General features: G+C 42.1%; 22 protein-coding genes. 7 read left to right on the top strand and 15 right to left on the bottom strand.

The window, feature by feature from the left end:
- Nucleotides 1–177: 177 nt before the first annotated feature.
- Complete coding sequence (gene uvrA / locus M1F26_RS02455; protein ID WP_140172639.1) at nt 178–3,012, top strand: excinuclease ABC subunit UvrA; 2,835 nt, start codon at nt 178–180, stop codon at nt 3,010–3,012.
- A gap of 79 nt (nt 3,013–3,091) precedes the next feature.
- Here the strand turns inward: uvrA and M1F26_RS02450 are convergent, their stop codons facing one another.
- The 3 genes from M1F26_RS02450 to dnaB form a co-directional block, all read right to left on the bottom strand.
- A complete protein-coding gene (locus M1F26_RS02450) occupies nt 3,092–4,288 on the bottom strand; it encodes an aromatic amino acid transaminase (protein WP_140172638.1) in 1,197 nt (398 codons plus the stop codon).
- Nucleotides 4,289–4,390: 102 nt separating this feature from the next.
- On the bottom strand, nt 4,391–5,473 hold the full coding sequence (alr, locus tag M1F26_RS02445) for an alanine racemase (RefSeq protein ID WP_140172637.1): 1,083 nt from the start codon (nt 5,471–5,473) through the stop codon (nt 4,391–4,393).
- 278 nt (nt 5,474–5,751) lie between these two features.
- A complete protein-coding gene (dnaB, locus tag M1F26_RS02440) occupies nt 5,752–7,164 on the bottom strand; it encodes a replicative DNA helicase (RefSeq protein ID WP_004260904.1) in 1,413 nt (470 codons plus the stop codon).
- A 212-nt stretch (nt 7,165–7,376) separates the two neighbouring features.
- Here dnaB and M1F26_RS02435 point away from each other — a divergent pair, with 212 nt between their 5' ends.
- The gene (locus M1F26_RS02435; RefSeq protein ID WP_140172636.1) at nt 7,377–8,360 is read left to right on the top strand and encodes a quinone oxidoreductase; all 984 of its coding nucleotides are present in this window, start codon (nt 7,377–7,379) and stop codon (nt 8,358–8,360) included.
- Nucleotides 8,361–8,415: 55 nt separating this feature from the next.
- Here M1F26_RS02435 and dusA read toward each other — a convergent pair whose 3' ends face one another.
- The 3 genes from dusA to M1F26_RS02420 all read right to left on the bottom strand — a co-directional run bounded on the left by dusA (nt 8,416) and on the right by M1F26_RS02420 (nt 10,604).
- A complete protein-coding gene (dusA, locus tag M1F26_RS02430; RefSeq protein WP_140172635.1) occupies nt 8,416–9,417 on the bottom strand; it encodes a tRNA dihydrouridine(20/20a) synthase DusA in 1,002 nt (333 codons plus the stop codon).
- Nucleotides 9,418–9,630: 213 nt separating this feature from the next.
- Nucleotides 9,631–10,257, bottom strand: a complete 627-nt coding sequence (ycaC, locus tag M1F26_RS02425) for an isochorismate family cysteine hydrolase YcaC (protein WP_004260919.1) — start codon at nt 10,255–10,257, stop codon at nt 9,631–9,633.
- A 137-nt stretch (nt 10,258–10,394) separates the two neighbouring features.
- The gene (locus M1F26_RS02420; RefSeq protein WP_004260921.1) at nt 10,395–10,604 is read right to left on the bottom strand and encodes a YdgH/BhsA/McbA-like domain containing protein; all 210 of its coding nucleotides are present in this window, start codon (nt 10,602–10,604) and stop codon (nt 10,395–10,397) included.
- Nucleotides 10,605–10,847: 243 nt separating this feature from the next.
- On the opposite strand from M1F26_RS02420, the gene cbrC reads away from it, so the two are divergent.
- Nucleotides 10,848–11,435 carry a PF03691 family colicin E2 tolerance protein CbrC gene (cbrC, locus tag M1F26_RS02415; RefSeq protein WP_096864603.1) on the top strand — a complete coding sequence of 196 codons (588 nt, stop codon included), beginning with the start codon at nt 10,848–10,850 and terminating at the stop codon, nt 11,433–11,435.
- A 49-nt stretch (nt 11,436–11,484) separates the two neighbouring features.
- Here cbrC and M1F26_RS02410 read toward each other — a convergent pair whose 3' ends face one another.
- From M1F26_RS02410 to M1F26_RS02390, 5 genes are all read right to left on the bottom strand, one after another.
- Nucleotides 11,485–12,279, bottom strand: a complete 795-nt coding sequence (locus M1F26_RS02410; RefSeq protein ID WP_140172634.1) for an inositol monophosphatase family protein — start codon at nt 12,277–12,279, stop codon at nt 11,485–11,487.
- Between the two features lie 101 nt (nt 12,280–12,380).
- Nucleotides 12,381–12,854: a DUF6882 domain-containing protein gene (locus M1F26_RS02405; protein ID WP_140172633.1), complete on the bottom strand. Its 474-nt coding sequence runs from the start codon at nt 12,852–12,854 to the stop codon at nt 12,381–12,383.
- Nucleotides 12,855–12,857: 3 nt separating this feature from the next.
- Nucleotides 12,858–13,793: a nucleoside hydrolase gene (locus M1F26_RS02400; protein WP_140172632.1), complete on the bottom strand. Its 936-nt coding sequence runs from the start codon at nt 13,791–13,793 to the stop codon at nt 12,858–12,860.
- A gap of 98 nt (nt 13,794–13,891) precedes the next feature.
- The gene (locus M1F26_RS02395; RefSeq protein WP_094961410.1) at nt 13,892–16,051 is read right to left on the bottom strand and encodes an ornithine decarboxylase; all 2,160 of its coding nucleotides are present in this window, start codon (nt 16,049–16,051) and stop codon (nt 13,892–13,894) included.
- 272 nt (nt 16,052–16,323) lie between these two features.
- The gene (locus M1F26_RS02390; protein ID WP_140172631.1) at nt 16,324–17,343 is read right to left on the bottom strand and encodes a mechanosensitive ion channel family protein; all 1,020 of its coding nucleotides are present in this window, start codon (nt 17,341–17,343) and stop codon (nt 16,324–16,326) included.
- 143 nt (nt 17,344–17,486) lie between these two features.
- On the opposite strand from M1F26_RS02390, the gene M1F26_RS02385 reads away from it, so the two are divergent.
- Nucleotides 17,487–17,894 carry a DUF2750 domain-containing protein gene (locus M1F26_RS02385; protein WP_140172630.1) on the top strand — a complete coding sequence of 136 codons (408 nt, stop codon included), beginning with the start codon at nt 17,487–17,489 and terminating at the stop codon, nt 17,892–17,894.
- A gap of 35 nt (nt 17,895–17,929) precedes the next feature.
- Here M1F26_RS02385 and M1F26_RS02380 read toward each other — a convergent pair whose 3' ends face one another.
- The 3 genes from M1F26_RS02380 to rbsK form a co-directional block, all read right to left on the bottom strand.
- The gene (locus M1F26_RS02380; protein WP_180359545.1) at nt 17,930–18,946 is read right to left on the bottom strand and encodes an aldose 1-epimerase family protein; all 1,017 of its coding nucleotides are present in this window, start codon (nt 18,944–18,946) and stop codon (nt 17,930–17,932) included.
- Between the two features lie 63 nt (nt 18,947–19,009).
- Nucleotides 19,010–20,317: an L-fucose:H+ symporter permease gene (fucP, locus tag M1F26_RS02375; RefSeq protein WP_140172628.1), complete on the bottom strand. Its 1,308-nt coding sequence runs from the start codon at nt 20,315–20,317 to the stop codon at nt 19,010–19,012.
- A gap of 108 nt (nt 20,318–20,425) precedes the next feature.
- Nucleotides 20,426–21,355 carry a ribokinase gene (rbsK, locus tag M1F26_RS02370; protein ID WP_102139120.1) on the bottom strand — a complete coding sequence of 310 codons (930 nt, stop codon included), beginning with the start codon at nt 21,353–21,355 and terminating at the stop codon, nt 20,426–20,428.
- Between the two features lie 168 nt (nt 21,356–21,523).
- Between rbsK and deoC the strand changes: the two genes are divergently transcribed.
- Nucleotides 21,524–22,192 carry a deoxyribose-phosphate aldolase gene (gene deoC, locus M1F26_RS02365; RefSeq protein WP_140172627.1) on the top strand — a complete coding sequence of 223 codons (669 nt, stop codon included), beginning with the start codon at nt 21,524–21,526 and terminating at the stop codon, nt 22,190–22,192.
- A gap of 55 nt (nt 22,193–22,247) precedes the next feature.
- Nucleotides 22,248–23,027 carry a DNA-binding transcriptional repressor DeoR gene (deoR, locus tag M1F26_RS02360; protein WP_125892869.1) on the top strand — a complete coding sequence of 260 codons (780 nt, stop codon included), beginning with the start codon at nt 22,248–22,250 and terminating at the stop codon, nt 23,025–23,027.
- 42 nt (nt 23,028–23,069) lie between these two features.
- Here deoR and rnz read toward each other — a convergent pair whose 3' ends face one another.
- Nucleotides 23,070–23,984, bottom strand: coding sequence for a ribonuclease Z (rnz, locus tag M1F26_RS02355; protein WP_140172626.1), 915 nt, complete (start codon nt 23,982–23,984; stop codon nt 23,070–23,072).
- Nucleotides 23,985–24,218: 234 nt separating this feature from the next.
- Between rnz and M1F26_RS02350 the strand changes: the two genes are divergently transcribed.
- Entirely contained in the window at nt 24,219–26,387 is a 2,169-nt protein-coding gene (locus M1F26_RS02350) for an inverse autotransporter beta domain-containing protein (protein WP_180359544.1), read from the top strand.
- Nucleotides 26,388–26,483 lie beyond the last annotated feature (96 nt).

The following is a 26,483-nucleotide window of genomic DNA, read 5'->3' as shown; positions in this document are numbered from 1 at the left end:
CAAGCGAAGGTATCGCGGGGAGCATACAAAAGTATGTGACCTGCGTAGCTGAGAGCAGCCAACAACGCCACGGTTTGAAATATGACGAATAGGAAATACTGTATATCCATTCAGCCATAAATATGTGATAATAGTCTCTTGCGATTGTTCAATATCAAATCATCCGGGAAGTGGTAAATGGATAATATCGAAGTCCGCGGCGCACGCACGCATAATCTGAAAAACATCAATCTCATCATCCCTCGCGACAAACTCATTGTTATTACTGGGTTATCTGGTTCAGGGAAATCATCTTTAGCTTTTGATACCCTGTATGCAGAGGGTCAGCGCCGTTATGTTGAATCTTTATCTGCTTATGCTCGCCAGTTTCTTTCTTTAATGGAGAAACCGGATGTCGATCATATTGAAGGGTTATCCCCTGCAATTTCGATTGAACAAAAATCCACTTCACATAACCCACGTTCGACGGTCGGAACCATCACAGAAATTCATGACTATCTGCGGCTATTATTTGCACGTGTTGGTGAACCTCGCTGCCCTGATCACGACATACCACTTGCGGCTCAAACTGTTAGCCAGATGGTCGATAATGTTCTGGCTCAACCCACCGATCGCCGAATGATGCTACTTGCTCCTGTCGTTAAAGAACGTAAAGGGGAGCACGTTAAGTTACTCGATAACTTAGCCAGCCAAGGCTATATCCGTGCCCGAATTGATGGGGAAGTTTGCGATCTATCCGATCCACCAAAGCTCGAATTACAGAAAAAACATACGATTGAAGTCATTGTCGATCGTTTTAAAATTCGTGATGACATCGCTCAGCGTTTAGCCGAATCCTTTGAAACTGCACTAGAACTCTCTGGCGGTACCGCAATTGTCGCGGATATGGATGATGCGAATGCAGAAGAACTGGTTTTTTCTGCCAATTTTGCCTGCTCTGTTTGCGGCTACAGTATGGTGGAACTTGAACCTCGCCTATTTTCTTTTAACAACCCTGCTGGGGCCTGTCCAAGCTGTGACGGCTTAGGTGTTCAGCAGTTTTTTGATCCCGAAAGAATCATTCAAAATACTGAAATCTCACTCGCAGGTGGTGCAATTCGGGGTTGGGATCGCCGTAATTTTTACTATTTCCAAATGCTGATGTCATTAGCTGAGCATTATAAATTTGATGTGGAAGCGCCTTATGACACTCTGAGTCCTGCCATTCAAAAAATTATTTTATATGGTTCAGGCAAAGAAACGATTGAGTTTAAATACCGTAATGACCGTGGCGACATCACTGTGCGCCGGCACCCTTTTGAAGGCGTGCTCAATAATATGGAACGCCGTTATAAAGAAACAGAATCAACGGCTGTCCGTGAAGAATTAGCGAAATATATCAGCAACCGTCCATGTGTCTCTTGCCATGGGACGCGCTTACGTAAAGAGGCGCGCTTTGTATTTGTTGAAAATACAACATTGCCCGAAATCGCAGATTACAGCATTGGCCACGCAATGGAATTTTTCCAAAATCTAAAACTCACAGGCCAGCGCGCTCAAATCGCAGAAAAAGTTTTAAAAGAAATTGGCGATCGCCTGAAATTTCTCGTCAATGTTGGGCTTAATTATCTGACACTTTCACGCTCTGCTGACACCTTGTCTGGTGGCGAAGCACAACGCATTCGTTTAGCAAGCCAAATTGGAGCAGGTTTAGTCGGTGTGATGTATGTCCTTGATGAACCTTCAATTGGCTTACACCAACGTGATAATGACCGCTTACTTGAAACCTTGATCCACCTGCGTGATCTAGGAAATACCGTGATCGTCGTTGAACATGACGAAGACGCGATCCGCGCCGCAGATCATGTGATTGATATCGGCCCGGGTGCTGGGGTGCATGGTGGGCAAATTGTTGCCCAAGGAACACTGGAAGATATTGTCGCAAACCCTGATTCACTCACTGGTAAATTTTTAAGTGGTGAGCGCAGAATTGATATCCCGCAGAAACGCGTTCCAATTAATAAAGATAAAATGCTGACGGTGTTTGGGGCAAAGGGTAATAACCTGAAAAATGTGACGTTAAAAGTCCCTGTTGGGTTATTTATCTGCATCACTGGCGTGTCTGGTTCAGGTAAATCAACACTGATAAACGATACGCTATTCCCTATTGCTCAACGCCAATTAAATGGGGCGACAACCATCACCCCTGCCCCTTATTTAGATGTAGAAGGTTTAGAGCACTTTGACAAAGTCATTGATATTGACCAGAGCCCAATAGGCCGTACACCACGTTCGAACCCTGCCACCTATACTGGTGTGTTTACACCTGTGCGTGAACTATTTGCTGGTGTGCCTGAGTCTCGGACTCGTGGTTATAACCCAGGGCGTTTTAGCTTTAACGTTAAAGGCGGTCGTTGTGAAGCTTGCCAAGGTGATGGGGTTATTAAGGTTGAAATGCACTTCTTGCCTGATGTGTATGTCCCTTGTGACCAATGTAAAGGCAAACGCTATAACCGCGAAACGCTAGAAATTAAATATAAAGGTAAAAATATCCATGAAGTGCTGGATATGACCATCGAAGAGTCTCGTGAATTTTTTGATGCCGTACCTGCCCTTGCCCGCAAGTTACAAACGCTGATGGACGTTGGTTTATCCTATATCCGCCTCGGTCAATCAGCGACGACGCTCTCTGGTGGTGAAGCACAGCGTGTGAAATTAGCTAAAGAGTTATCTAAACGCGGTACAGGGCAAACTATCTATATTTTGGATGAACCAACAACTGGCCTGCACTTTGCTGATATTCAACAGCTCTTAGTCGTTTTACATCAGCTTCGTGACCAAGGAAACACCATTGTGGTGATTGAGCACAACCTTGATGTCATTAAGACAGCGGACTGGATTGTCGATTTAGGCCCTGAAGGGGGTAGTGGCGGCGGTGAAATCTTAATTGCAGGCACACCAGAAGAAGTGGCTGAGTGTGAAAAATCTCACACCGCACGGTTCTTAAAAACGATTTTAGAACGCGGCTATTAAGTAGAAAGGCCATTAAAAATAAGTAAGAAGATTATCAGGGAGCATTTTGTTCCCTGATAATTATTACGATAGCTAAGAATTATTGGCTAACGGCAGCAAATGCTTCAACAATGCGTTTAACATTATGGCGATTGACACCTGCCATACAAACACGGCCAGTTCCAACCAAGTAAACCGCAAATTCGTCTTTCAGGCGAGCCACTTGCTCTTTAGAAAAACCAGTGTAGCTGAACATGCCGCGCTGCTTTAATAAGTGATCGAAATTTTGATTTGGTAATGCTTTTTTTAGCTCATCGACCAATACCGTACGCATGTCTAAAATACGTAAGCGCATCTCTTCCACTTCCGCTAACCATTTGGCTTTTTCAGCGCTGTTGGTTAATACCGCAGCAACAATTTTTGCACCATTAGATGGCGGGCTAGAATATAAACGGCGAACACCCGCTTTTAACTGGCCTAACACACGGTCACGTTCATCTTGGTTTTCACAGATCACAGAAAGCCCACCTGCACGTTCACCGTAGATACCAAAGATTTTAGAAAATGAGTTACTGACAAACACGGGTAAGCCAGCTTTAACCATCGCTCGGATAGCATAAGCATCTTCATTAATGCCTTCTGCAAAACCTTGATAAGCAATATCTAAAAATGGGATCAATTTGCGTTCTAATGCTACCTTAGTGACTTCATCCCATTGTGCAGGAGTCAGGTCGGAGCCTGTTGGGTTATGACAGCACGGGTGCATTAGGATGATGCTATTAGCAGGCAATTGTTTGAATGTCGCTAGCATCTCATCAAATTTAACGCCTTTGGTTTTTTCATCAAAGTACGGGTAGTAATGCACTTTTGTTCCCGCACCTGAAAAAATAGAGGCATGGTTTTCCCAAGTTGGGTCACTGCACCACACTTCGGAATCGGGATAATATTGATGTAAAAAATCAGCACCAATTTTTAACGCACCAGAACCACCAATCGTTTGGACGGTAGCGATACGTTCCTGTGCAATTAGCGGGCAATCCTCACCAAATACTAATTTTTGTAATTCAGTACGGTAATCTTTCAAACCTTCCATAGGCAAATACAGTGATGCGCTTGCTGGCAGTTTACTTAACGCCGCTTTTGCCGTACCGACTGTCGCCAGTTCAGGGGTTTTCCCGTCACCATCATAGTAAAGACCGATACTCAAATTAATTTTATTTTCACGAGAGTCTTTATTAAATTCATCCATTAACGACAGAATTGGGTCGCCCGGATAAGCATCAACATGTTCGAACACAGGACATCTCCTAATCATTATTTTACGCTAAATAAACCAAGCGATGATTTGCCATATTTAGCGCCATTTTTACGTTGTTATCTGAAAATAACCCTTTGCTGGCTATTCGTCTACATATTCCATTGCAACTCTAGAGGTTAACTTCGTCAGTAACTCATAGTTGATAATGCCTGTTTGTGTGGCAATTTCTTCAACCGGTAGTTGATTTCCCCACAAAATAACGTCATCCCCCACTTTATCATCGGCATTTAGTCCCAAATCCACCACTGTCATATCCATGGAAATTCGCCCAACAATAGGCACTTTTCGCCCATTAATTAACACCGGCGTGCCTGAAGGTACGTTACGTGGATAACCATCACCATAGCCGATTGCAACAACACCAAGCAGTGTGTCTTTGCCACTACACCATGTTTCACCATAACCTACACATTGTCCTGCCGCATGTTCCCTAACCGCAATTAATGTTGATTTTAGTGTCATCACAGGAAGCAAACCGAAGTCTTCTGCACTTTTCCCTTCTTGTGGCGAAGCGCCATACATCATGATCCCTGGACGAACCCAGTCATAGTGAGCTTCTGGCCAAAGTAAAATTCCTGCGGAGGCGGCAATGGATTTCTCACCCTCTTTACCGTCAATAAACTGTTTAAAGCAGGCAATTTGTTTTTCAGTTGTCGGTAAATGGGGGGCATCCGCTTGGCAAAAATGACTAACAATATTGATAGGGAGCTGAACTTGCTGGCAGCGTTGTAAACGTTGATAAAAGCCTTCGGCATCTTTAGGAAGTATGCCAAGGCGGTGCATACCTGTATCCAGTTTCATCCAAACTTTAAGAGGATAGGGTAATTTGGTAGCTTCTAGCATTTCAAGCTGTTCTATACAGTGGATCACGGTGTCAATCTGGTGTTCTGCCATTAACAACAAGTCAGATTGTTCAAAAAAACCTTCAAGTAAAACAATCGGTTTTATCACACCGTGCTGCCGTAATAGTAGCGCCTCATTGAGTCTTGCCACACCAAAGCCATCCACCAGCTCTTCTACTGCCTGACCAACCCCTACTAACCCATGACCATAAGCGTTTGCTTTGACAACTGCAATCATCTGGCTATTTGGTGCAATTTCTTTCACCCGTTGCAAGTTGTGTCGCAGAGCGCGGCGGTTTATCAATGCGGTTGCCGCTTTCATTGTTTCCTCGTTCTTTTTCTCTAAACCCGCTAAAAATTAAGCTGCCCTTTGGCAGCCCAATATATTCTCTATTTGTTATACGCTAAAAAATATCAATTTCCATTCGATCTTGTTTCTGTATAAAGAAAAAATTATTCAAACTAGTTTAACTTTAATACTCTAAATAGTTTGCATTGTCGCTAGGCGGCGATTGAGCTAATCCAAGAAGCATACATAAGTATATGACTCGCGTAGCCGAGTGCAGCCAACACCGCGACCGTGTAAAATATGACGAGTATTTAGTCTTCGTCGTTATACGCAGGCCCCGCGTAATTATCAAACCGCGACCACTGCCCATTAAACGTCAACCGCACCGTACCAATCGGCCCATTACGTTGTTTACCGAGAATGATTTCCGCAACCCCTTTGAGCTCACTATTATCGTGATAAACCTCATCACGGTAGATAAACATGATTAAGTCCGCATCCTGCTCGATAGACCCTGATTCACGCAAATCCGAGTTAACAGGGCGTTTATCTGCACGTTGCTCAAGACTACGGTTTAACTGCGACAGAGCCACCACAGGTACATTTAATTCTTTCGCTAGCGCCTTAAGTGAACGTGAAATTTCGGCAATTTCTAACGTACGGTTGTCAGAAAGAGCAGGAACTCGCATCAATTGGAGGTAGTCAATCATGATCAAACTTAAACCACCATGTTCACGATAAATACGCCTCGCACGTGAACGAACCTCTGTGGGAGTCAGGCCCGAAGAGTCATCGATGTACATATTGCGCTTTTCCATCAAAATACCCATCGTGCTTGAAATTCGCGCCCAATCCTCATCATCAAGTTGCCCAGTACGAATACGGGTTTGGTCAACACGGGATAATGATGCCAACATACGCATCATGATTTGGTTTCCTGGCATCTCTAAACTGAAGATTAAAACAGGTTTTTCTTCCGTCATCGCCGCATTTTCGCACAAGTTCATCGCAAAGGTGGTTTTCCCCATTGACGGACGTGCAGCAACAATAATTAAATCAGAGCCTTGTAAACCTGCGGTTTTTTTATCGAGGTCTTGGTAACCTGTTGAAACCCCAGTAACGCCGTCGTGCGGTTGTTGGTAAAGTTGCTCAATTTTTTCAACAGTTTCAGACAAAATGGCTTCAATACCTTTTGGCCCTTCGTCTTTATTCGCTCTTGACTCGGCGATTTGGAATACTTTGGTTTCGGCTAAATCGAGGAGATCTTCACTGCTACGCCCTTGTGGGTCATAACCTGCATCCGCAATTTCATTGGCGACAGATATCATATCGCGAACAATCGCACGTTCGCGGACGATGTCAGCATAAGCATTAATATTCGCTGCACTTGGCGTATTTTTAGATAGCTCAGCCAAATAAGCAAAGCCACCCACGCTATCCAATTCACCCTGTTGTTCTAGTGATTCCGATAACGTTATAAGGTCAATGGGTTTGCCTTGCTCAAGCAAAAATTGCATTTGTGAGAAAATGGTGCGATGGGGTCGGCTAAAGAAATCAGCGTGAGTCACACGTTCAGAAACGGTATCCCAGCGCTCGTTATCTAACATTAACCCCCCTAAAACAGACTGCTCCGCTTCGAGAGAATGTGGTGGAAGTTTTAACCCTTCCATTTGGTGGTCTCGTGGGGCATCCGTTTTGAAATTTGATGAGGGTTTTTTAGCCATACATTAATATCCAAGTCTATAATTAACGATCTGCGCTTAGTATACGCCAATCTTATTTTTTTGTGGTTTTCTTTGCGTCTTTGCGCAAAGTAATCACAAGATAAAATACATCACTGAAAGCACAAACCTATAATTCTTCTGATTGAAACATGGCGTTATGATAAAACGATTGTTATTGTAATTAAAATGAATAGTCCTTATTGGAGATTGTCATGGCAAAACATATTGAATTCGCGCAACATGGCGGCGCTGATGTACTTAACTTAGTAGATTATTCCCCAGCAAACCCAGCAGATAATGAAATTCAAATAGAAAACCGTGCTATCGGGATTAACTTTATCGACACCTATGTTCGCAGCGGTTTATACCCTGTTGCTAAGCTACCAAGTGGCCTTGGTACAGAGGCGGCAGGTGTTGTTGTGAAAACTGGTGCCCATGTCACAGGTTTCAAGCCCGGTGACCGTGTCGTTTATGCGCAAGGCCCTCTAGGTGCTTATAGCGAAGTCCATAATGTCCCTGAAAGTGCCGTGGCACACCTTCCTGATGGCATCACCTTTGAACAAGCTGCTGCTAGCTCATTAAAAGGTATGACGGTTTATTACTTATTCCATCAAACCTATCAATTAAAACGCGATGAAGTCTTTCTATTCCATGCGGCAGCCGGTGGCGTTGGCTTAATTGCTTGCCAATGGGCAAACGCCCTGGGCGCTAAGATGATAGGTACTGTGGGTTCTGCAGATAAAGCATTAAGAGCAAAAGAGGCAGGAGCATGGGAAGTCATCAACTACCAGACCGAAGATATCGCAGCTCGCGTTAAAGAAATCACTCATGGCGAAAAAGTGAATGTTGTTTATGACTCTGTGGGTCAATCTACATGGCTTGCTTCTTTAGACTCGCTCAAGCGTCGCGGCTTAATGGTGAGTTTTGGTAACGCTTCTGGTCCTGTTACCGGTGTAAATTTAGGAATTTTAAACCAAAAAGGCGGATTATACGTCACTCGCCCATCACTTGGTGTCTATGTGACTAACCGTGCTGAGCTAGACCAAGCTAGTAATGCCTTATTTGATATGATTTTAAGCGGAAAAGTGAATGTAGATGTGCCGCAATCACAAATTTTTGCTTTAAAAGATGCACAAAAAGCTCACCTCACTATCGAATCAAGAAAAACCCAAGGTTCGAGTTTATTGGTTCCATAATAAGCGACTCAATATGCAAAAAGCGCCAAATGGCGCTTTTTTCCCCACATGATAGCTATTCGCCACGCGTCACAAACTCGAGAGCTTGCTCAACAACGACTAAGTCAGCCCCTTTTTTATGCGCATTTTCACTTAAATGACGACGCCACTGACGTGCGCCGGGGATACCTTGGAAAATCCCTAACATATGGCGGGTCATATGGCCTAAATAAGCGCCTTTCGATAACTCTTTTTCAATGTAAGGGTACATCGCTCTAACAGCGTCAACACCATTAGTGACAGGAAAGTACTCACCAAACAATTGGTTATCAACCGCCGTTAAAATAGACGGGTTTTGATAGGCTTCGCGCCCCACCATGACGCCATCTAGGTGTTGAAGATGCTCTTTTGCTTCTTCCAGCGTTTTGACTCCACCATTAATCGCCATGGTCAAATGAGGAAAATCACGTTTTAATTGATAAACTCGCGGGTAATCAAGTGGTGGGATTTCGCGATTTTCTTTTGGGCTAAGGCCGGACAACCATGCTTTACGTGCATGGATAATAAACATTTCACAACCGCCTTTATCAGAAACGGTTTCAATAAAATCACATAAAAACGCGTAGCTGTCTTGCTCATCAATACCAATACGAGTTTTTACGGTTACAGGAATAGAAACCACGTCTTGCATGGCTTTCACACAATCAGCAACAAGCTGTGCATCTCCCATTAAACAAGCACCAAAACGCCCATTTTGTACGCGATCTGATGGGCAACCTACATTTAGGTTAATTTCATCATAACCACGCTCTTGTGCCAATTTGGCACATTGCGCTAATGCGGCAGGATCGCTACCACCAAGCTGTAACGCAACAGGATGCTCTTCCTCACTAAAAGCAAGATAGTCCCCTTTTCCGTAAATAATCGCCCCTGTTGTGACCATTTCGGTATACAGCAAGGTGTTTTTGCTTAATAAGCGATGAAAATAACGGCAATGGCGATCTGTCCAATCGAGCATCGGCGCAACGGAAAATCGGTTTAGGTTGGTGTAGCCTTGTTTTGAGGTATTTTGATGCATGGTGGTCTTGTGTATTGAAATCAAATGGATAGCCCCCAAAAGTAAGGAGCCAAGCAAAAACAGCAGGCTATTATAACATAGAGCGAATTAAGTGCGATGATGACGAAAATGAGCGGCGGAACTCAGTTAATTTAACGAAATAACCCCCGATATGAGCAATGTCGTATCGAGGATTTTTAAACCAATTATGTCATTTTAATACCCAATTACGCACTATTTTTTCGCAGAAAGCAGTGCATAGCTGGTCATTAAGTTACGGTAATCAGGGATATGGTTTGAAAACAAAGTGCCTAACCCTTCCACATCATTACGCCAATCACGGTGTAATTCACAAGCGGCACCAAACCAGCTCATCAATTGAGCACCTGCTTTTGACATTCTATCCCACGCGGCATCACGTGTAATCGGGTTAAATGTACCTGAGGCATCAGTGATCACAAAAACTTCATAGCCTTCTTCCAGTGCAGACAGTGCAGGAAATGCCACGCATACTTCAGTCACAACACCGGCAATAATCAGCTGTTTTTTACCTGTGGCTTTGACAGCTTTAACGAACTCTTCGTTATCCCACGCGTTGATTTGACCAGGGCGAGCAATGAAAGGGGCATCAGGAAATGTTTCTTTTAATTCAGGAACTAACGGGCCATTAGGACCATCTTCAAAAGATGTAGTCAAAATAGTTGGTAAGTTAAAATACTTTGCCAAATCGGCCAGAGCTAACACGCTGTTCTTGAATTTATCTGGGTCTTGGTCACGAACTAGCGATAACAAACCCGTTTGATGGTCAACAAGTAATACAGCTGCATTATCTTTATCTAGGCGGTTATATTTGAAACTCATATCAACGACTCCTCAATGATTAGAAAAGTACTCTATGTGGGTTCAGATAAAACAAAAGTGGTATTTAATCTGCTTATAGCGCCTAAAACACCACTTTTTATCAAAAATATTTCAACAAGATGAATTCATACAATTCGTTATTTAGTTTCTGCGCTCATTGTGACAAAATTCCCCATACGAGCACTGGTAATTGTATAGCTATCTGCGCCCGCTGCTTTAGCTTTAGCTGCAATTTTCGCTTCTGTTGAAGCTAGCGTATCACCTGTTGCGGTGATTGTTGCTGCTGATGCGCCAAATGCGACGAAAGATAATACAGAAGCTGCCATCAAAGTTTTTAACATGTTCATAGTCTAATTCCTTCATTTTTTATTCGATGAGACAACCCTTGTTGTCTGCGATGAAGGCATCATATCGACAATGTTATTTAGGTTAAAGCTAATAATATAGCTCAATTCATTCAAATTAACTGAATGAAGTGCATTATCTGAAACTCACCATGGAATAAAACCGAAAGATATAATCAAGCAGCCTTATGGTATGCTTTCCCAAAGTTGGTTTACTTCTCGCGCAACCTTTAATAGGAACTGTATATGCCACTCAATAACCGAACACTCCCTACATTTAGGTACCATCCGAACCCTATTGAAACAGAAGCTTTTCTGACGGATAAAACAGTAACCTGTGATTGTTGTAAGCAACCTACTGATATTTATTATGAAAGCCCGTTTTATTCTACTGAGGATATTGATGCTTTGTGTCCTTGGTGTATTGCTGATGGTTCTGCTAGTGCAAAATTTGATGGTGAGTTTCAAGACCCTGCCAGTGTTGAAGGTATTGATTGCGAATATGACGAGGACGGCGAGTTTTCACATACTCTAAACCCCTACCCTACTGAAATGTTTGATGAACTAATTAAACGAACACCGGGCTATCAAGGGTGGCAACAAGAAATTTGGCTCGCACACTGCCAAGAGCCTTGTGAATTCATAGGCTATGTTTACTGGGATGACATCAAAGATAGACTCGATGAATTTGTTTCCCTTGAAAATGATATCGCTGATTATGGTTTTTCAATTTCAGAGCTCGCGAATATTCTCCATCAAGATAGCTCTGCTCAAGGTTATTTATTCCGTTGTTTACATTGCAAAAAACTACGTTTGCATTTTGATTTTAGCTAATTTATATCAACTAAATCGCGTGAAGAGGCTTATCTTCACGCTCTCATCTTCAACTATTCATCAGTTCAATAATTTGCTCCGCTAATTCTGGCGTTGCGGCTGATAGCAAGCTTCCCGCAAACATGGCTTGCTTACGCTGCCCATTTAATGCACAAACTTCCCCGCCCGCCTCTCGGATACACGGAATAAGTGCCGCACTATCCCAAGGTTTCATAATGGTATCAATCGCACCATGAATGCGACCGCTGGCAACCATGGCATGCTGATAAGCGTCATTAGCAAAAATGAAATCCCTTGCTTGGCCCACAACCGCATCCAAATGATAAATTTGCGACCCTTCTCGGGAATTATAATTACTATTATGAATGCCTGATGCGCTTACCACTGCTTCTGATAATGATTTAGGCGATTGGCTTTCGAGTTTAAGCTGTCTTGGAGCCTGACTAGCTGTTTGCACCCAGCACCCTTCCCCTTGTGAGGCAAAGTAGAGTGTGGATATCGCGGGAAAACTAATCACACTAAGTAATGGTTCCCCATTTTCCACATAAGCAATTAACGTACTAAATAACGGCACTCCATAAATAAATGCACGCGTACCATCAATCGGGTCAATTACCCAACCAGAGCTGAATTGCTGCTCACCGACAAAGCCAAACTCCTCACCTAAAACAGCGATATTCGGTGTTTTTTGTGCAAAGAATGCCCTAATTTCTTCTTCAACTCGGGTATCCGTTTCCGTAACTACGGAACGATCGGGTTTATAATCAAACTTTCCCGCCCCTTCAAAAGCGTCTACTGTCATGGTTTTGACTAATTTAGCAGCTTCGAGTGCAATATCTAACATGACCAAGCTCCTCATTGAAAAAGAAAATGAGTATAACGGATAGGCTATGGAATAAAGGCGCTAAAATGCCTTATCAACCAGAGATAAAGCACCAATACAACCTAAATTTGTTTAAGAGAAACTTCACCAAATGTCATAAATACCAAAGTATGCCCCGCAATTCCACGGTACACCCCTTGCTGATTATTGAGTTCGCAAGCCAATGCCGTTAATTGCCATGCCTCATACTCCTCGATTTGACTAATGCGGGCGGTTAATAATGCGTTGTCTTTCCGCTCGCCATAAGCTTTCACCGCGATTGCATCTTGTGTTAAAGCGCTGTCGATAGAACTGTTTGCCCAGCTCCACATCCAACTGCCTTGGCTTTGGTCATAAGTACCAACAATTTGAACGGGCGCTGTTACCATTATATTGTCAGGCGCATGAAAAATAATGGTTCCTTCGTCTTGGTTCACTGACCAATCGGCTTCATCTAATTTCCATGTATCACAATGAAATTGGTTTTTGGCCTGTAACGCATTCATGCTACGTTCAATTAATGCCTCATAAGGCATTTGTTCTATTTCATTATCCATTTATTACCCAATATTTTTTAATGCGTTGATAATCAACTGCCAAAATTTATGATGGTCTAATTTAACAGCAACTTGAGTATGGCAATTTTCAGGCGCAGGATGGCGGAAGTCAGCCACCGTCATGCCTAACGTGTGCGTCCCAGTCAGTTCAATATTTACAGGCACTTTTTGTGTGGTCATTACGTTAGGGTCAATAACATAAGCAACCGCACAAGGGTCGTGTACTGGCGGAGCATCAAAGCCTTGAGCTTGCTTGTACATTTTCCCAAAAAAATCCAGTAGTTCGATGACAAATTGTGAACAATCACTGCCAATCGCAGCAATTTGTTTCACTACATCAGGAGTTGCTAGCGCTTGATGGGTAAGGTCTAAGCCCACCATGGTTAACGGCCATTTTTCATTGAAAACAATATGAGCCGCTTCTGGGTCAATTTTGATGTTAAATTCAGCTACCGCACTCCAATTCCCAACATGATAGCCCCCTCCCATCAGCACCACTTCTTTAACTCGTTCGACAATGCGAGGCTCAAGACGAGCAGCAAGCGCAATATTCGTTAATGCGCCAGTAGGAACTAAAGTCACCGTTTTAGGCGGGTGAGACATAATGGTTTCGATAATCAGTGAAACTGCATGTCTTTCATCAAGCTTCAATGTTGGTGTCGGTAATACAGGCCCATCAAGCCCTGATTCCCCATGAATATCAGGCGCAACTTCAATTTCCCGAACTAAAGGGCGTACCGAGCCCGCAGCAAATGGAATACCGCTAATCTTCGCCATTTCAGCGATAGCCAGTGCATTATGAGTGACTTTTTCGAGGGTTTGATTACCAGCAACGGTTGTTACCGCCAATAATTCAATGTCAGGGTTACCATAAGCCAGTAATAACGCGATAGCATCGTCATGGCCGGGGTCACAATCGAGGATTATTTTTTTGCTCATACCTTACCTTATTAAAATTGGAGTCAGAAATGGCACTGACCCCAATTTAACCAGCTAGCAAGGTAAAATCTATGCTTAATATCTGCATACTTAGAAATTTATTTTAAAACATGCGCATAGACACGTTTTTTCTCACCTTCATTTTTCGAAATATACACACCTTGTAACTCAGGAGCAAAGCCCGGTAATGCATTAATACCCGTTTCTAGTGCTTTGAAATAACGCAGTACTGGCCCCGACCATACTTCCCCAGGTACGACACATAATACGCCCGGTGGATACGGTAATGCCCCTTCAACGGCAATACGCCCTTCCAATTCATCTAATGGCAATAATTCACAGTTACCACGAATAAACTCTAAATGTGCTTGTTGAGGTGCCATTTTCACTTCCGGAAAGTGAGCTTTACGGAACATCTCTTTTTGCAGCTGTTTAATATTGTCATTAACGCTGAGTTGGTGCATCTCTTGGCATAAACGGCGTAATGTATAGCCCTGATAATGGTCTTGATAACGCTGATAAACCGAAGGCAATACATCTTCTAATAACGCATCTTCATCCAGTAACTGTTCGAAACGGACTAAATGGGATACTAGCAGTTCCAGTTTTTCACGGGTTTCTGCGGGTGTTAACAAAAATAAAATTGAATTTAAGTCACATTTTTCAGGGATCACGCCGTGTTCACGTAAAAAATGCGCCAAAATCGTCGCAGGCACGCCAAAAGCGTCATATTCTCCACTTTCGACATCAATACCTGGCGTCGTTAGCATCAATTTGCAGGGGTCAACGAAGTATTGGTCCTGTGCATAGCCATCAAACGCATGCCAACGTTCTTGCGGTATGAAGTTAAAGAAGCGTTGTTCAGCAGCGATTTGCTCTGTTGGGTATTCGTGCCATAACTTGCCATCAACGATTTCAGGGACAAAAGGCTTAAAATAACGGCAGTGCTGAAGTATCGATTTTCTTACCTCAATCCCCACTTTCACGCAGTCCATCCACATCATTTTGCCTGCATCACCTTGGTGAATACGTGCATTGACATCTAAAGAGGCAAACAAGGGATAAAATGGGCTCGTCGAAGCGTGCATCATAAAAGCATTGTTGAGTTTTTTGTGTGAAACAAAGCGCTCTTGCCCCTTGATGTGGTTATCTTTTTTATGGATTTGTGACGCTTGTGAGAAACCAGCCAGTTGTTTATGAACTGACTGAGTCACCATAATACCGGGGTCATTTTCATTTAATTCAAGTAGCAATGGCGAGCACTGGCGCATCATTGGAATAAATTGTTCATACCCCACCCACGCAGAATCAAATAAAATGTAATCACACAAATGTCCAATTTTATCAACCACTTGCCTTGCGTTATACACAGTACCGTCATAAGTTCCAAGTTGGATCACCGCTAAGCGAAATGGCCGTTGGGCTTGTGCTTTTTCAGGCATCACTTCTTGGATAAGCCCACGTAAATAACTTTCATCGAAGCAGTGCGCATCAATACCGCCAATAAAGCCAAAAGGATTACGTGCCGTTTCTAGGTAGACCGGTGTTGCCCCCGCCTGTATCAGCGCCCCATGGTGGTTTGATTTATGATTATTACGATCGAACAAAACTAAATCACCCGGTGTTAATAGCGCATTTAGCACGACTTTGTTGGATGATGAGGTGCCATTTAAGACAAAATAAGTTTTGTCCGCATTGAAAACTTTCGCGGCAAATTTTTGTGCCTCTTTCGCTGCGCCCTCGTGGATCAATAAATCGCCCATTGCCACATCGGCATTGCATAAATCGGTACGAAACAGGTTTTCACCATAAAATTGATAAAACTGCTCCCCTGTTGGGTGGCGACGGAAAAATTGGCCGCCTTGGTGCCCCGGACAGGCGAAAGTCACATTATGGCCCGCAGCATAATCCATCATTCGAGCAAAAAATGGCGGTAATAACTGCTCAAGGTACTGATTTGCAGCATCGAGCAATTGACGACTATTTTCTTCACGAGCAGCCGGGGCTGGCGGTAATAGCGCCGTTAAATAAGGTGGTAAATTTTCATCGGTTGGCAGCTGTTTATCACTAATGATAAACAGCGGAATACTCAGCTGACTCTCAACAACTCTTTCCCACAGCCCTTGGTTGGCATCTTGTTCAGATAGCACGACAGCGGCAATATTGTTTAACTGTGCATCGCGAATATCTACCCACTGAAATTCATTAGTGAAATAGATTGCGACCCCCTGGCTACATGCCACATTGATTTTGTTCATAGCAGTCTGGCTCTTAGTTAGCTGAGGAAAAGAGGCGGACAATATACTTGATAGATCAGGGAATTGAAATGACTAGCATGGTAAGAAAAGAGGGCAAGATTTGGAAAGTCGAATATATTTTATAAGCCACTGGTTAATAGCATAAAAATTCTATCTCATCACACCCCACTCCCCCATACTTCAAGCCGTCATAAAGATAATAAAAAGATAAATTAACCAATTAACCCTGTGAACACCACAAATTAATCGGTCAATTTATCCGTAATGGGACGTTAGTTGTTTTTTTCCACATACAAAGTCTGTGATGGGAATGCAAAGTCAGCATCGTGGCGTTTAACTATCTCAATGATCTTCAAATACACCGCTTGCTGTGCGGCTAGCCATTCAGCCCAAACCGTTGTTTTGGTAAAGCAATACACCATAATATTTAACGAAGAGTCGGCAAAAGCATCGAAATAAACTAATAAGGTTTGGCTGGTATCGATATTCACATCTTGTTGTAACATCGTGCGGATATCATCGACAATAGCTCCAATTTTGTCTGAATCTTCGTAACGCAAACCAATTTCAGTTTTGATACGTCGGTTAGTCATGCGCCCCGGGTTTTCCACACTAATAGAAGAAAAAACCGAGTTGGGAATGTATAGCGGACGGTGGTCAAACGTAATAATTTTAGTGATCCGCCAGCCGATTTCAACTACCGTGCCTTCGATGTTTCTATCCGGTGAACTGACCCAATCGCCAATATTGAAGGGCCGGTCAAAGTAGAGCATTAACCCAGAGAAAAAATTACTCAGGATATCTTTACCGGCCATACCGATAGCAATACCGCCAATCCCGCCAAACGCCATCAAACCAGAAAGGCTCATCCCAAAATGCTCGCCAAACAGCAGTACCATAATGACAAATATCGCTGTTTTAAACACGCGGGCAACAATACGTGCCGAAGTGGGGTCACTGCCTTTTTTAATCTGTGCTTTTTCTAGTCGGTTCGCTAGTTGGAACAGTTTTCGCATTAAAATCAATGCAATCAATGAGATGGTAATAAAATTAACCAGAGAAGTGGAAATAAAGGTTAAATCAAAATCTTTTGCGGCCATGTCTACATATTGAGCAATAACAATAACCACGCCACACAGCACAACAGTTTGAATCACATTGATCAAAATACTTTTGCGCTTATGTTTATGCTTACGGCGTTTATGTACAATCTCAAAAGCTAAATAGGTTGCGAGAAAAGTCGCAATTAAGGTCATACCAATCGCATATTTTTCAAGTAATGCTTCTATCATTTCTAACCGCCCTAAAATTTACCTGATAGATCTTATTTTTATTTGTTTTACTGTGTATTGTTTTTCGTTATCTTGTTATTAAGATAACAATTATAAAGATAATTTTCCCAATAATTATCAGGTACTTTTTAGATTATCCAATAATGAATAACAACCTATTTTCCCCAAATGATAAAGAAATAAAAAATGTCCATGCGCTTAGACCATACCAACAGTATAACTATTTTGTCGGTAAAATCGCTGACTGGGAACAGGTATGGAGCCTCGGTGATGGGAAAAATCTCGTTACCGCATGGAATGATGAAAAATGTCTTTTTCTCCCCCTATGGCCTGCCAAAGCATTTGTTGAGTTGTGTTTAACGGGTGAATGGGCAAATTTTACGCCAATGCTATTTACCCTTAAACACCTGATGACAGAAATTCTGCCTGATATGCATGAAGCAAATATTAAGGTTGCATTGATGATGCAGTCTGATGGGGATAAAACATTAGTTTATGATGCCGCGGCGCTTCTACGCGATTTAGAAGAAGAATGTCAGCAATATGAGTAAAAGGCAGCAATGTGCTGCCTTTTTAAAGTAAAAAACTACTTTTCAACACCAGTAGTGACAGTAAATTCACGAGTTTGCCCTGCCTCTAACCAAATCAGTGTTTGGTTATTTTTCGCCGCAAGGAAACCTTCTGGACGACAAGTTGCAGGGAGTACAAATGCGCCAACTTTTTGGTCACCATTATACAAAATCCAACGAGTTGCATAATTTAGCTCATTAGATTTAAAACGCGTTACAAACGTATCTCCTGCGGGTGAAACCATTCTAAACTCAGGCGTTGCGGTATATTGGCTAAGATCATCCATAAAAAACACAATTTCAGGGTCACACATTTGTGGCTGATTAAGCTGATTTAATGTGACTTTGCCAGATTTCAGCGCTTCATTAAATTCGAGCCATTTTTCAGTTGGCTGAACATGCCCTGGTATTGATTCACGCAATTTAATCGCATTTTCGGGGATATTTTGTGTCAATGTTGCATTCTCCACGTAAGCATAATTCATATGGCACATATATTGGAGAGGCATAGGCACCGATGCTAAATTGGTGACTGACATATGAATATCAAATAATGCACTATCTGAGTTTAATTGCACTGACGGTGTCGCACGATAATGATGACCAAAACCCATCACATACTCATATTCGCCGACAACTTTCAAACTTTCGCCTGTCAGTTCCAGCCAAGCGCTATCCATTGATGCACAAGGCATTTCCCCATGTAATGGATGTGAATCTTCTGGAGAAGGGCAACCATTACTGATTAAACCTGAATGGAATGCAAAGCAACCGTAGGTTTCAACTACCGTTGGAACCAGTTTTGGCGCTGAAAACATATTTTCCATTTTCAGATTTTGGCCACAAAATTGTGCATCCCAAATCATTTGTCCTAAAAAAGGTAAAATCGTTAAATACCCTTGCTGATTTTCAATTCGTAGCCCTTCCACGCCAGTTTGGTAACGAAATGCAGTGGCAGTAAATTGGTTATTTTTTAAAATAAGCGTCGGGTTTTCCGTAAATAAGCTTTTGTGAAGAGGTATCAATGTATTCATTTTCATACTCACGGTTTAATAAGATAAATGGAATTGGGTAGCTCACACTACCCAATTTGAGCACTATTTTGCAGCTTGTTTGGCTTTAGAGCGGCGTTCACCAACGAAGTAAATACCGACATACACGAAGCACAGCATGGAAACGAGGAATGAAAGTTGTAATGAGTGCAGCATATCTGCGACATAGCCTTGAACGGCAGGAACAACCGCAGCACCGACAATCGCCATCACAATGACCGCCCCAGCCATTTCGGTATGCTCATTATCAACGGTATCCAAAGTACCTGCATAAATGGTTGCCCAGCAAGGTCCAAACAAAATACTCACCATGACCGCTGCATACACCGCAGTGAAACTCGGAATAAACGCAACATAAATCAGGAACAACGCCCCAATCACCGAGTAGATAATTAGGACTTTTTCTGCATTAAAGCGAGTCATTAGAATATTGGCGATAAACTTCCCAATAAAGAAACAGGCAAAGCTATACACCATAAAGTTTGAGGCATCGCGTTCGTTAATATCCCCCATCTCTAATGCGAGACGAATGGTAAATGACCACACAGCCACTTGCATACCGACATATAAAAATTGGGCGATAATCCCTTTTCTAAACCGGCTATTTTTCGCTAAATATTTTAAGGTTTCTAACGCCGTAGGACGCTTATGATCTTGCGTTTCTGCCACTTTACATTTAGGAAACTTGGTAATAAGGAATAAAATCATTACCACCACCAATACCATAATCATGTAACGGTAAGGTTCGAGGGTATTTTCCAACATGGCTAAACGGAATTCATGGATTTGTTCCGCATTCATTCCCGCCATTTGGTTTTGTAAACTCTCTCCTTCGGAAAATACCAGATATTTACCCAGTAAGATCCCACCAGCTGCGCCAATTGGGTAGAAAGTTTGGCTAATATTTAAACGCAATGTGGCGTACTGTTTAGGGCCTATCATTGAGCTGTAAGTATTCGCTGCGGTTTCAAGGAAGCTTAAACCAATCGCAATGGCGAAAATAGCAGCCAAGAACATGGTGTAAGTCGCCATATGAGACGCAGGGAAGAACATACTGCAACCCGCGATGTATAGGATCAGCCCCACCATAATGGCATATTTATAACTGGTTTTTTTGATCACTAACGACGCTGGAATAGCGATTAAGAAATAACCACCATAGAATGCACTTTGCACTAAAGCAGAGGCGAAGTTACTGAGTTCAAAGACACTTTTAAACTGTGTGATTAAAATATCATTTAATGCTGCAGCACATCCCCATAATGGGAACAGACACGATAATAGGATAAATTGGAATAGAGGAGTCTTACTCAGGTAGCCATCCGGTAACTGAGTGATGTTCTTAATGTTCATAGTAACCCTTATATTTTTATAATTTATACCCGATGAGTGGCTATGCGGCTCTGATGACCACTTAATTATTCAAAGGGTATATAGCTACGTTGGACTATTATTATTTAGCTATTCATTAGCTGTGTTGATTTGCACAAATTCATTAAATTGCTCAACACTTGGATAAGAAGATTGAGTGCCTTTCCCTGTTACACTGAAAGCCGAAAACATCACAGCTTTTTTCAGTGCTTCTTCAATATTCCCCGTATGGACATAGTAATGAGAGAAACAGCCGATAAAGGCATCCCCTGCACCACTGGTGTCAATCGCATTCACTTTAATTGCGGGTATGTGTAACTCGCTGTCGCGGGTCATCCATAACGCCCCTTTTTCCCCTAATGTCACGATGACGTTTTTTAACCCTTTATCCAGTAAAGACTGCGCAGCACGACGAATGTTATCCATCGTGTCGACTGGCATATTGGTTAAAATTTCGAGTTCAGTTTCATTCGGGACAAAAAAATCACATCGGCAGGCAAAATCCAGATCGAGAGTACGCTGTGCAGGCGCTGGATTAAGTAACACAGGGATCCCATGTTTATTACCGAATGAAATTGCGTGATAAACCGTCTCAAGCTGGACTTCTAATTGCAGGACGATCAATTTACATTTTTTCAGATCTTCCGCTGCGCGATCGATATCTTCAGGGGATAAAAACTTATTCGCCCCTTTGACGATCAAAATACTATTTGATGAATTTTGATTAACAAAAATTGGCGCAACACCACTTGAGGTACAAGGTACTTTTTCCACATAACGGGTGTTAATGCCATAAGACTCTAGATTGCGGATCGTATTATCTGCAAAAATATCATCACCGACTTTGGTTAGCATGATCACTTTTGAATTTAACTTAGCAGCAGCAACCGCTTGGTTCGCACCTTTACCACCGCAACCAATTTTGAAAGCTGGCGCTTCTAACGTTTCGCCTTCTTTTGGCATTTGATCGATATAAGTGATCAAATCAACCATGTTTGAACCAATAACTGCTATATCCATAATGTCCCTCGTGTTAAATAAATCACATAGTGATATGATAGTAACATTATCATGTTGCAAAAATATCATTTGTGATTAGGATCTCGAATAACGAATGATCAAGTGTTATATCTACCACATTTCCTCATTCTTTGTTGTCTATCCCACATTTATATAGGAAAGTTGAAAATGCAAGACTTAGCAAAATATATTGATCACACTTTACTTGCTGCGAATGCGACTGTCAGCGATATTACTAAACTGTGTACAGAAGCTGCAGAGCACCATTTTGCATCTGTCTGTGTGAACACAGGTTATGTTCCTTTAGCCAGCGAACTTTTAAAAAACAGCGACGTTAAAGTTTGCTGTGTGGTAGGCTTTCCACTAGGGGCATGCTTAACTGAAGCCAAAGCATTTGAAGCCGCAGAAGCTGTCCGCCGTGGCGCTGATGAAGTCGATATGGTTATCAACATTGGCATGCTAAAAAGTGGCGACTTAGACTTTGTCCGTCGTGATATCGAAGCGGTATTTGCAGCCTGCGGTAAAGCAACATTAAAAGTTATTTTAGAAAACTGCCTATTAACTGATGAAGAAATTACACAAGTTTGTGAAATTTGCCGCACAATTAAAGTCGGTTTTGTGAAAACTTCAACAGGTTTCAGTACAATGGGTGCAACTGAACACCATGTCGCCCTGATGCGTAAAGTCGTTGGCGATGAAGTCGGTGTAAAAGCCTCCGGTGGTGTACGTGACCGCGAAACAGCAATTAAAATGATTGAAGCGGGTGCAAACCGTGTAGGTGCAAGTGCGAGTGTTGCCATTGTCACAGGCAATAACACCAAACCAAGTGACTATTAAGTCAATGGGCGCGGTCTAACCGCGCCAATTTTGTATCTCATAAAAGGATTGTAGGGTGATAGAAACTAAACAAAAAGAACGCCTTCGCCGTTTAAGTGAATGTTTAAAACGCTCAGGACGCATTCATTTAAAAGAAGCAGCTAGAATACTCGAAGTCTCAGAAATGACTATTCGACGAGACCTAAGCGCTGACACCGAAGGCCCCATCCCAATGTCGCTCCTTGGCGGCTATATTGTTTCTGTTACCCAACCTGCCAATTTAGTTACCCAAGAGCCGCATGCGGATGTTTTTACGCCAGATCAAACTGAAGAATTATATATTCCTAATCTTGCAGCAAGCATGGTAACTGAAGATGATGTGATCTTCTTTGATAATGGCATTGAAATGGCCACCTTGATTTCACTCATCCCCGAAGAGATTAATTTCACTGGTATTTGTTACTCTCATAACGTTTTTCTCGCCCTTAGCCAGAAAAAAAATGCGACCGCGCTACTGTGTGGCGGGGAGTATCGCCCTAAAAGTGACTCTTTTTACAACCCTTCACTCCCTTCATTACTGGATTCAATCAACCCGAAAAAAGCCTTTATTTCAGCGGCCGGTGTACATGGGAATTTTGGCGTAACTTGCTATAATCTTGATGATTTACCCATGAAGAAAAAAGCGATGGAAAAATCTATCCGTAAGATTTTATTAGCTCCCTATAACCTGTTTGATGAAGTCGCTACCGCAAATATGGGGGAATTATCACAATTTGATGTGATAGTCACAAATAGGCAGCTTTCTGATGAATATGAAACATATTGCCGTAATGGCTTTGTGAAAGTGATTTATTAAAATCGCCAATAGGTTTAGCGGACAATATCTTGCCCGCTAACATTAAATCTTCACGGTTAAATAGTCTTCTGCGATTTCTGTTGCAGGGAACACCGATTGGCACTCTGCAAGCAATCTTGGTATATCCTCGCTCACGTAGCGACCACTAATATGGGTAGCGATAAAACGCTTAACCCCTGCCGCGCGTGCTAGCTCAGCCGCTTGTACCGTAGTCGAGTGGCCACGCTCATTGGCTTTTTGAGCAAATTCAGCCTCTAAGGTGGTTTCATGGATCATCACATCGGCATTTCTCGCAAGCTCCAGTGCTTGTTCTGTCGGTTGAGTATCACCAAAAATCGCAACGACTTTACCGGGAATAGGCTCACCAAGGTAATCAGCCCCATTCACGACTCGCCCATCATCAAGAACAATGGTTTCACCCGCTTTGAGTGCTTGCATCCAAGGGCCGCGAGGAATATTGTCATTGGCTAATTTGACTGCGTCTAATGCACCACTTTTTGGATGTACTTCAATACGATAGCCGTAGCACTCAACACGGTGGTCAAGAGCATAAGCCGTCACAATTAACTCCCCATCTTCAAATAACTGCCCAGCTTCAATTTCAACGATTTCCAACGGGTATGTCATATAAGACACACTCACGGCTAATACCGTTTCAATATAGTGTTTTAACCCTTTTGGACCATAAACAGTCAGTAGGTCTGTTGCCCCACCCATTGAGCGGCTACATAACAAACCGGGGAGACCAAAAATATGGTCGCCATGTAAATGGGTAATAAATATTTTCTCAATTTTTGGCGTTTTAAATGGGCTATTTAAAATGCGATGTTGTGTCCCTTCTCCACAATCAAATAACCAATAGCTTTTACGGATACCGACTAAATTTAATATCATGCTGGTGACATTGCGCTCTTTTGTCGGCACCCCAGCACTGGTTCCTAAAAATGTTAACTCCATAACTTCCTCATCTAATTTGTTGTTTTTATTATGGTAAGATTTTTTCCAATAAAAAAATCATTTATTTTAATCTGTATAGTATTCCGTATTTTTTGATTATCAACCAAAGCCAGTTATTCCAAATATTTCCAATATACAAATCGTATTTCCATATTCATCCGATCAATTCACAAGCACTGATCATTGTCTGCCCTGAAAATAGCAATATTAATGTTGATATCAGGAATATGTTCGATGAATCCCCCTTCGTCAAAATTGAAACCTAAACTACCGAACAGTTTGCTCCTCTCTACGGCAATTTGGTCTACGGCTATTTTGCCAATGGTGCCAAGTTATGCCCAAATCGTCCATTTAGACGATTTACCTACACTCGGTGGTCAGGCCATTCAATTTGAAGGAACCCAACCTGAAGATAGTACTGAACGTTTTTTAGCGGAATATGGACAAAATGCCGCAAACTTTGCTTCTGAAGAAAAAAACACCAAAAATCTGGCAGATATGGCACAAGATTACGCTCGCCATAAAGCCGCAAATATGGCGACGGATGAAATAACACATTGGTTATCCAAAGCCGGTAATGCCAGGCTAAATATTAATCTCGATAAAAAATTGTCAATTAAGACATCTCAATTAGATTGGTTAGTACCTTGGTATGAACAACAAGATTTGTTGTTATTTTCTCAGCACAGTATTCACCGCACTGATGGCCGGCTACAGACCAATAACGGTATTGGTTTACGTCATTTCCAACAAAATAGCATGATAGGGGTAAATGCTTTCTTTGATCATGATTTATCCCATTACCATTCGCGCTTAGGGTTTGGTGTGGAATATGCTCAAGATTACGTTCGAATGAGTGCGAATAGCTATTTGGGACTATCGACTTGGCGCAGTGCATCCGAATTAGCCGATGATTATAACGCACGCCCCGCCAACGGCTGGGATATTCAACTTGAAGGTTGGCTACCCACGTATGCGAATTTAGGCGCAAACCTAAAACTGGAACAATATTACGGAGATGACGTCGCTTTATTTGGCAAAAATGAGCGCCAGAAAGACCCAATGGCGGCTACCGTCGGCGTCAATTGGTCTCCATTTCCCCTGCTCGCAATAAATGCAGAACATAAAATAGGCAATAGTGGAACAAATGAGACAAATGCAAAAGTGGCGTTTAATTGGTTGCTAGGAAGGAGCTTAGCGCAACATCTTGATACTTCGGCGGTAGCGGCCACTCGCCATATTTCCACCAATCGCTATGATTTTATTAACCGTAATAACAATATTGTGTTGGAATACCAAAAGAAAAGCTTAATTTCATTATCATTACCGAAAGTTATTCAGGGTATGACAGGAGAAGAACTTTCTATTATCCGCAATTTAACCACGAAATACCCGCTAGAAAAAATAGTGATAGAAGCCCCTGAATTGATAGCCGCTGGGGGGGAAATACACCTTAATGGCAGAGAAAGTTCAGTAAAACTACCGTCTTATAAAATTGCCAATCATTCATTTAAAAACTCACAACTCAATCTTTATCGCTTAACCGTGACGGCTTATGACATTAACGGAAATGTTTCCCCACAAGCAGAAACGTTAATTGAAGTTACCAACACAGGCGCTCTCACTATCACCCATAAGAATACCGCAAAAAGAAATAATGCTGTCGCTGATGGTAAAAATACAAATATATTCACTGTAGTAATTAAAGATACTCTTGGCCACCCAGTACCCAATGCGAAAGTCAATTTCACATTGCCTGCAAATCTTAATTCTATTAATCAAAAAAATACGGGATATTATTCATTACTTAATCATTTTATGTGGAAGGCTCAGGCAGAAAAATCAGTTTCTGAACAATCCCATAGCATCATCGCTAACAGTAAAGGTGAAGCTTCCATTCAATTTACTAGTTTGGTATCAGGAAGTTATGCAATAAAAGCAAATATTGAGCATGGTACAGAAATTAATGAAATATATAACTTTAAATCCGATATTAGCCAGTCATTTATTGGTAGCGTCGATATCATTCAAAACAATGCATTGGCAGATGGGATCAGTAAAAACAAAATTAAACTGCATATTGTGAATAATAGCCGACAAAGCATCGCAGGAGCACACGTTCACTTTGAAGCAGCAAATGCCATTATCTCACCAATTAAGTTGACTGATGAATATGGAAATACAGAATTAGAAATCAGCAGCTTAGTCGAAGGTTCTATAAATATCATTGCCACCCTGAATGGCGATAGTCGAACAATACAAGTTAACTTTCTAAGGGATGGATCTGCGATAAATATTCACCCAAGTACTGGGACTCTTTTCAGATCTCCAGTAAATAAGCAAAATAGGCCTACACGCACGCCGTTAAGTTTGCTAAGGCAACTATTTCAAAAAATAAGCTAATATTGCCCATAATAAAACAAACTTAATTTAGCGATTCTTTCAGCGTCAAAATTAGCCCCTTAACAGGGGTATTTTTCATTCCGCCAGCCTAGTTTA

Source organism: Providencia sp. PROV048 (genome assembly GCF_033688165.1).
GTDB lineage: Bacteria > Pseudomonadota > Gammaproteobacteria > Enterobacterales > Enterobacteriaceae > Providencia > Providencia hangzhouensis.
The sequence above is the reverse complement of the archived record's forward strand: the minus strand, read 5'-3'. Positions and strand labels throughout refer to the sequence as shown.

Coding starts and splice junctions, on each gene's coding strand:
- M1F26_RS02385 (WP_140172630.1), top strand. CDS start 17,487: ATGAATAACAACCTATTTTCCCCAAATGATAAAGAAATAAAAAATGTC.
- dusA (WP_140172635.1), bottom strand. CDS start 9,417: ATGCATCAAAATACCTCAAAACAAGGCTACACCAACCTAAACCGATTT.
- fucP (WP_140172628.1), bottom strand. CDS start 20,317: ATGAACATTAAGAACATCACTCAGTTACCGGATGGCTACCTGAGTAAG.
- M1F26_RS02380 (WP_180359545.1), bottom strand. CDS start 18,946: ATGAATACATTGATACCTCTTCACAAAAGCTTATTTACGGAAAACCCG.
- M1F26_RS02390 (WP_140172631.1), bottom strand. CDS start 17,343: ATGATAGAAGCATTACTTGAAAAATATGCGATTGGTATGACCTTAATT.
- M1F26_RS02405 (WP_140172633.1), bottom strand. CDS start 12,854: ATGGATAATGAAATAGAACAAATGCCTTATGAGGCATTAATTGAACGT.
- M1F26_RS02350 (WP_180359544.1), top strand. CDS start 24,219: ATGAATCCCCCTTCGTCAAAATTGAAACCTAAACTACCGAACAGTTTG.
- M1F26_RS02420 (WP_004260921.1), bottom strand. CDS start 10,604: ATGAACATGTTAAAAACTTTGATGGCAGCTTCTGTATTATCTTTCGTC.
- M1F26_RS02410 (WP_140172634.1), bottom strand. CDS start 12,279: ATGTTAGATATTGCACTCGAAGCTGCTAAATTAGTCAAAACCATGACA.
- rnz (WP_140172626.1), bottom strand. CDS start 23,984: ATGGAGTTAACATTTTTAGGAACCAGTGCTGGGGTGCCGACAAAAGAG.
- M1F26_RS02395 (WP_094961410.1), bottom strand. CDS start 16,051: ATGAACAAAATCAATGTGGCATGTAGCCAGGGGGTCGCAATCTATTTC.
- M1F26_RS02435 (WP_140172636.1), top strand. CDS start 7,377: ATGGCAAAACATATTGAATTCGCGCAACATGGCGGCGCTGATGTACTT.
- rbsK (WP_102139120.1), bottom strand. CDS start 21,355: ATGGATATAGCAGTTATTGGTTCAAACATGGTTGATTTGATCACTTAT.
- deoC (WP_140172627.1), top strand. CDS start 21,524: ATGCAAGACTTAGCAAAATATATTGATCACACTTTACTTGCTGCGAAT.
- uvrA (WP_140172639.1), top strand. CDS start 178: ATGGATAATATCGAAGTCCGCGGCGCACGCACGCATAATCTGAAAAAC.
- ycaC (WP_004260919.1), bottom strand. CDS start 10,257: ATGAGTTTCAAATATAACCGCCTAGATAAAGATAATGCAGCTGTATTA.
- alr (WP_140172637.1), bottom strand. CDS start 5,473: ATGAAAGCGGCAACCGCATTGATAAACCGCCGCGCTCTGCGACACAAC.
- dnaB (WP_004260904.1), bottom strand. CDS start 7,164: ATGGCTAAAAAACCCTCATCAAATTTCAAAACGGATGCCCCACGAGAC.
- M1F26_RS02400 (WP_140172632.1), bottom strand. CDS start 13,793: ATGAGCAAAAAAATAATCCTCGATTGTGACCCCGGCCATGACGATGCT.
- cbrC (WP_096864603.1), top strand. CDS start 10,848: ATGCCACTCAATAACCGAACACTCCCTACATTTAGGTACCATCCGAAC.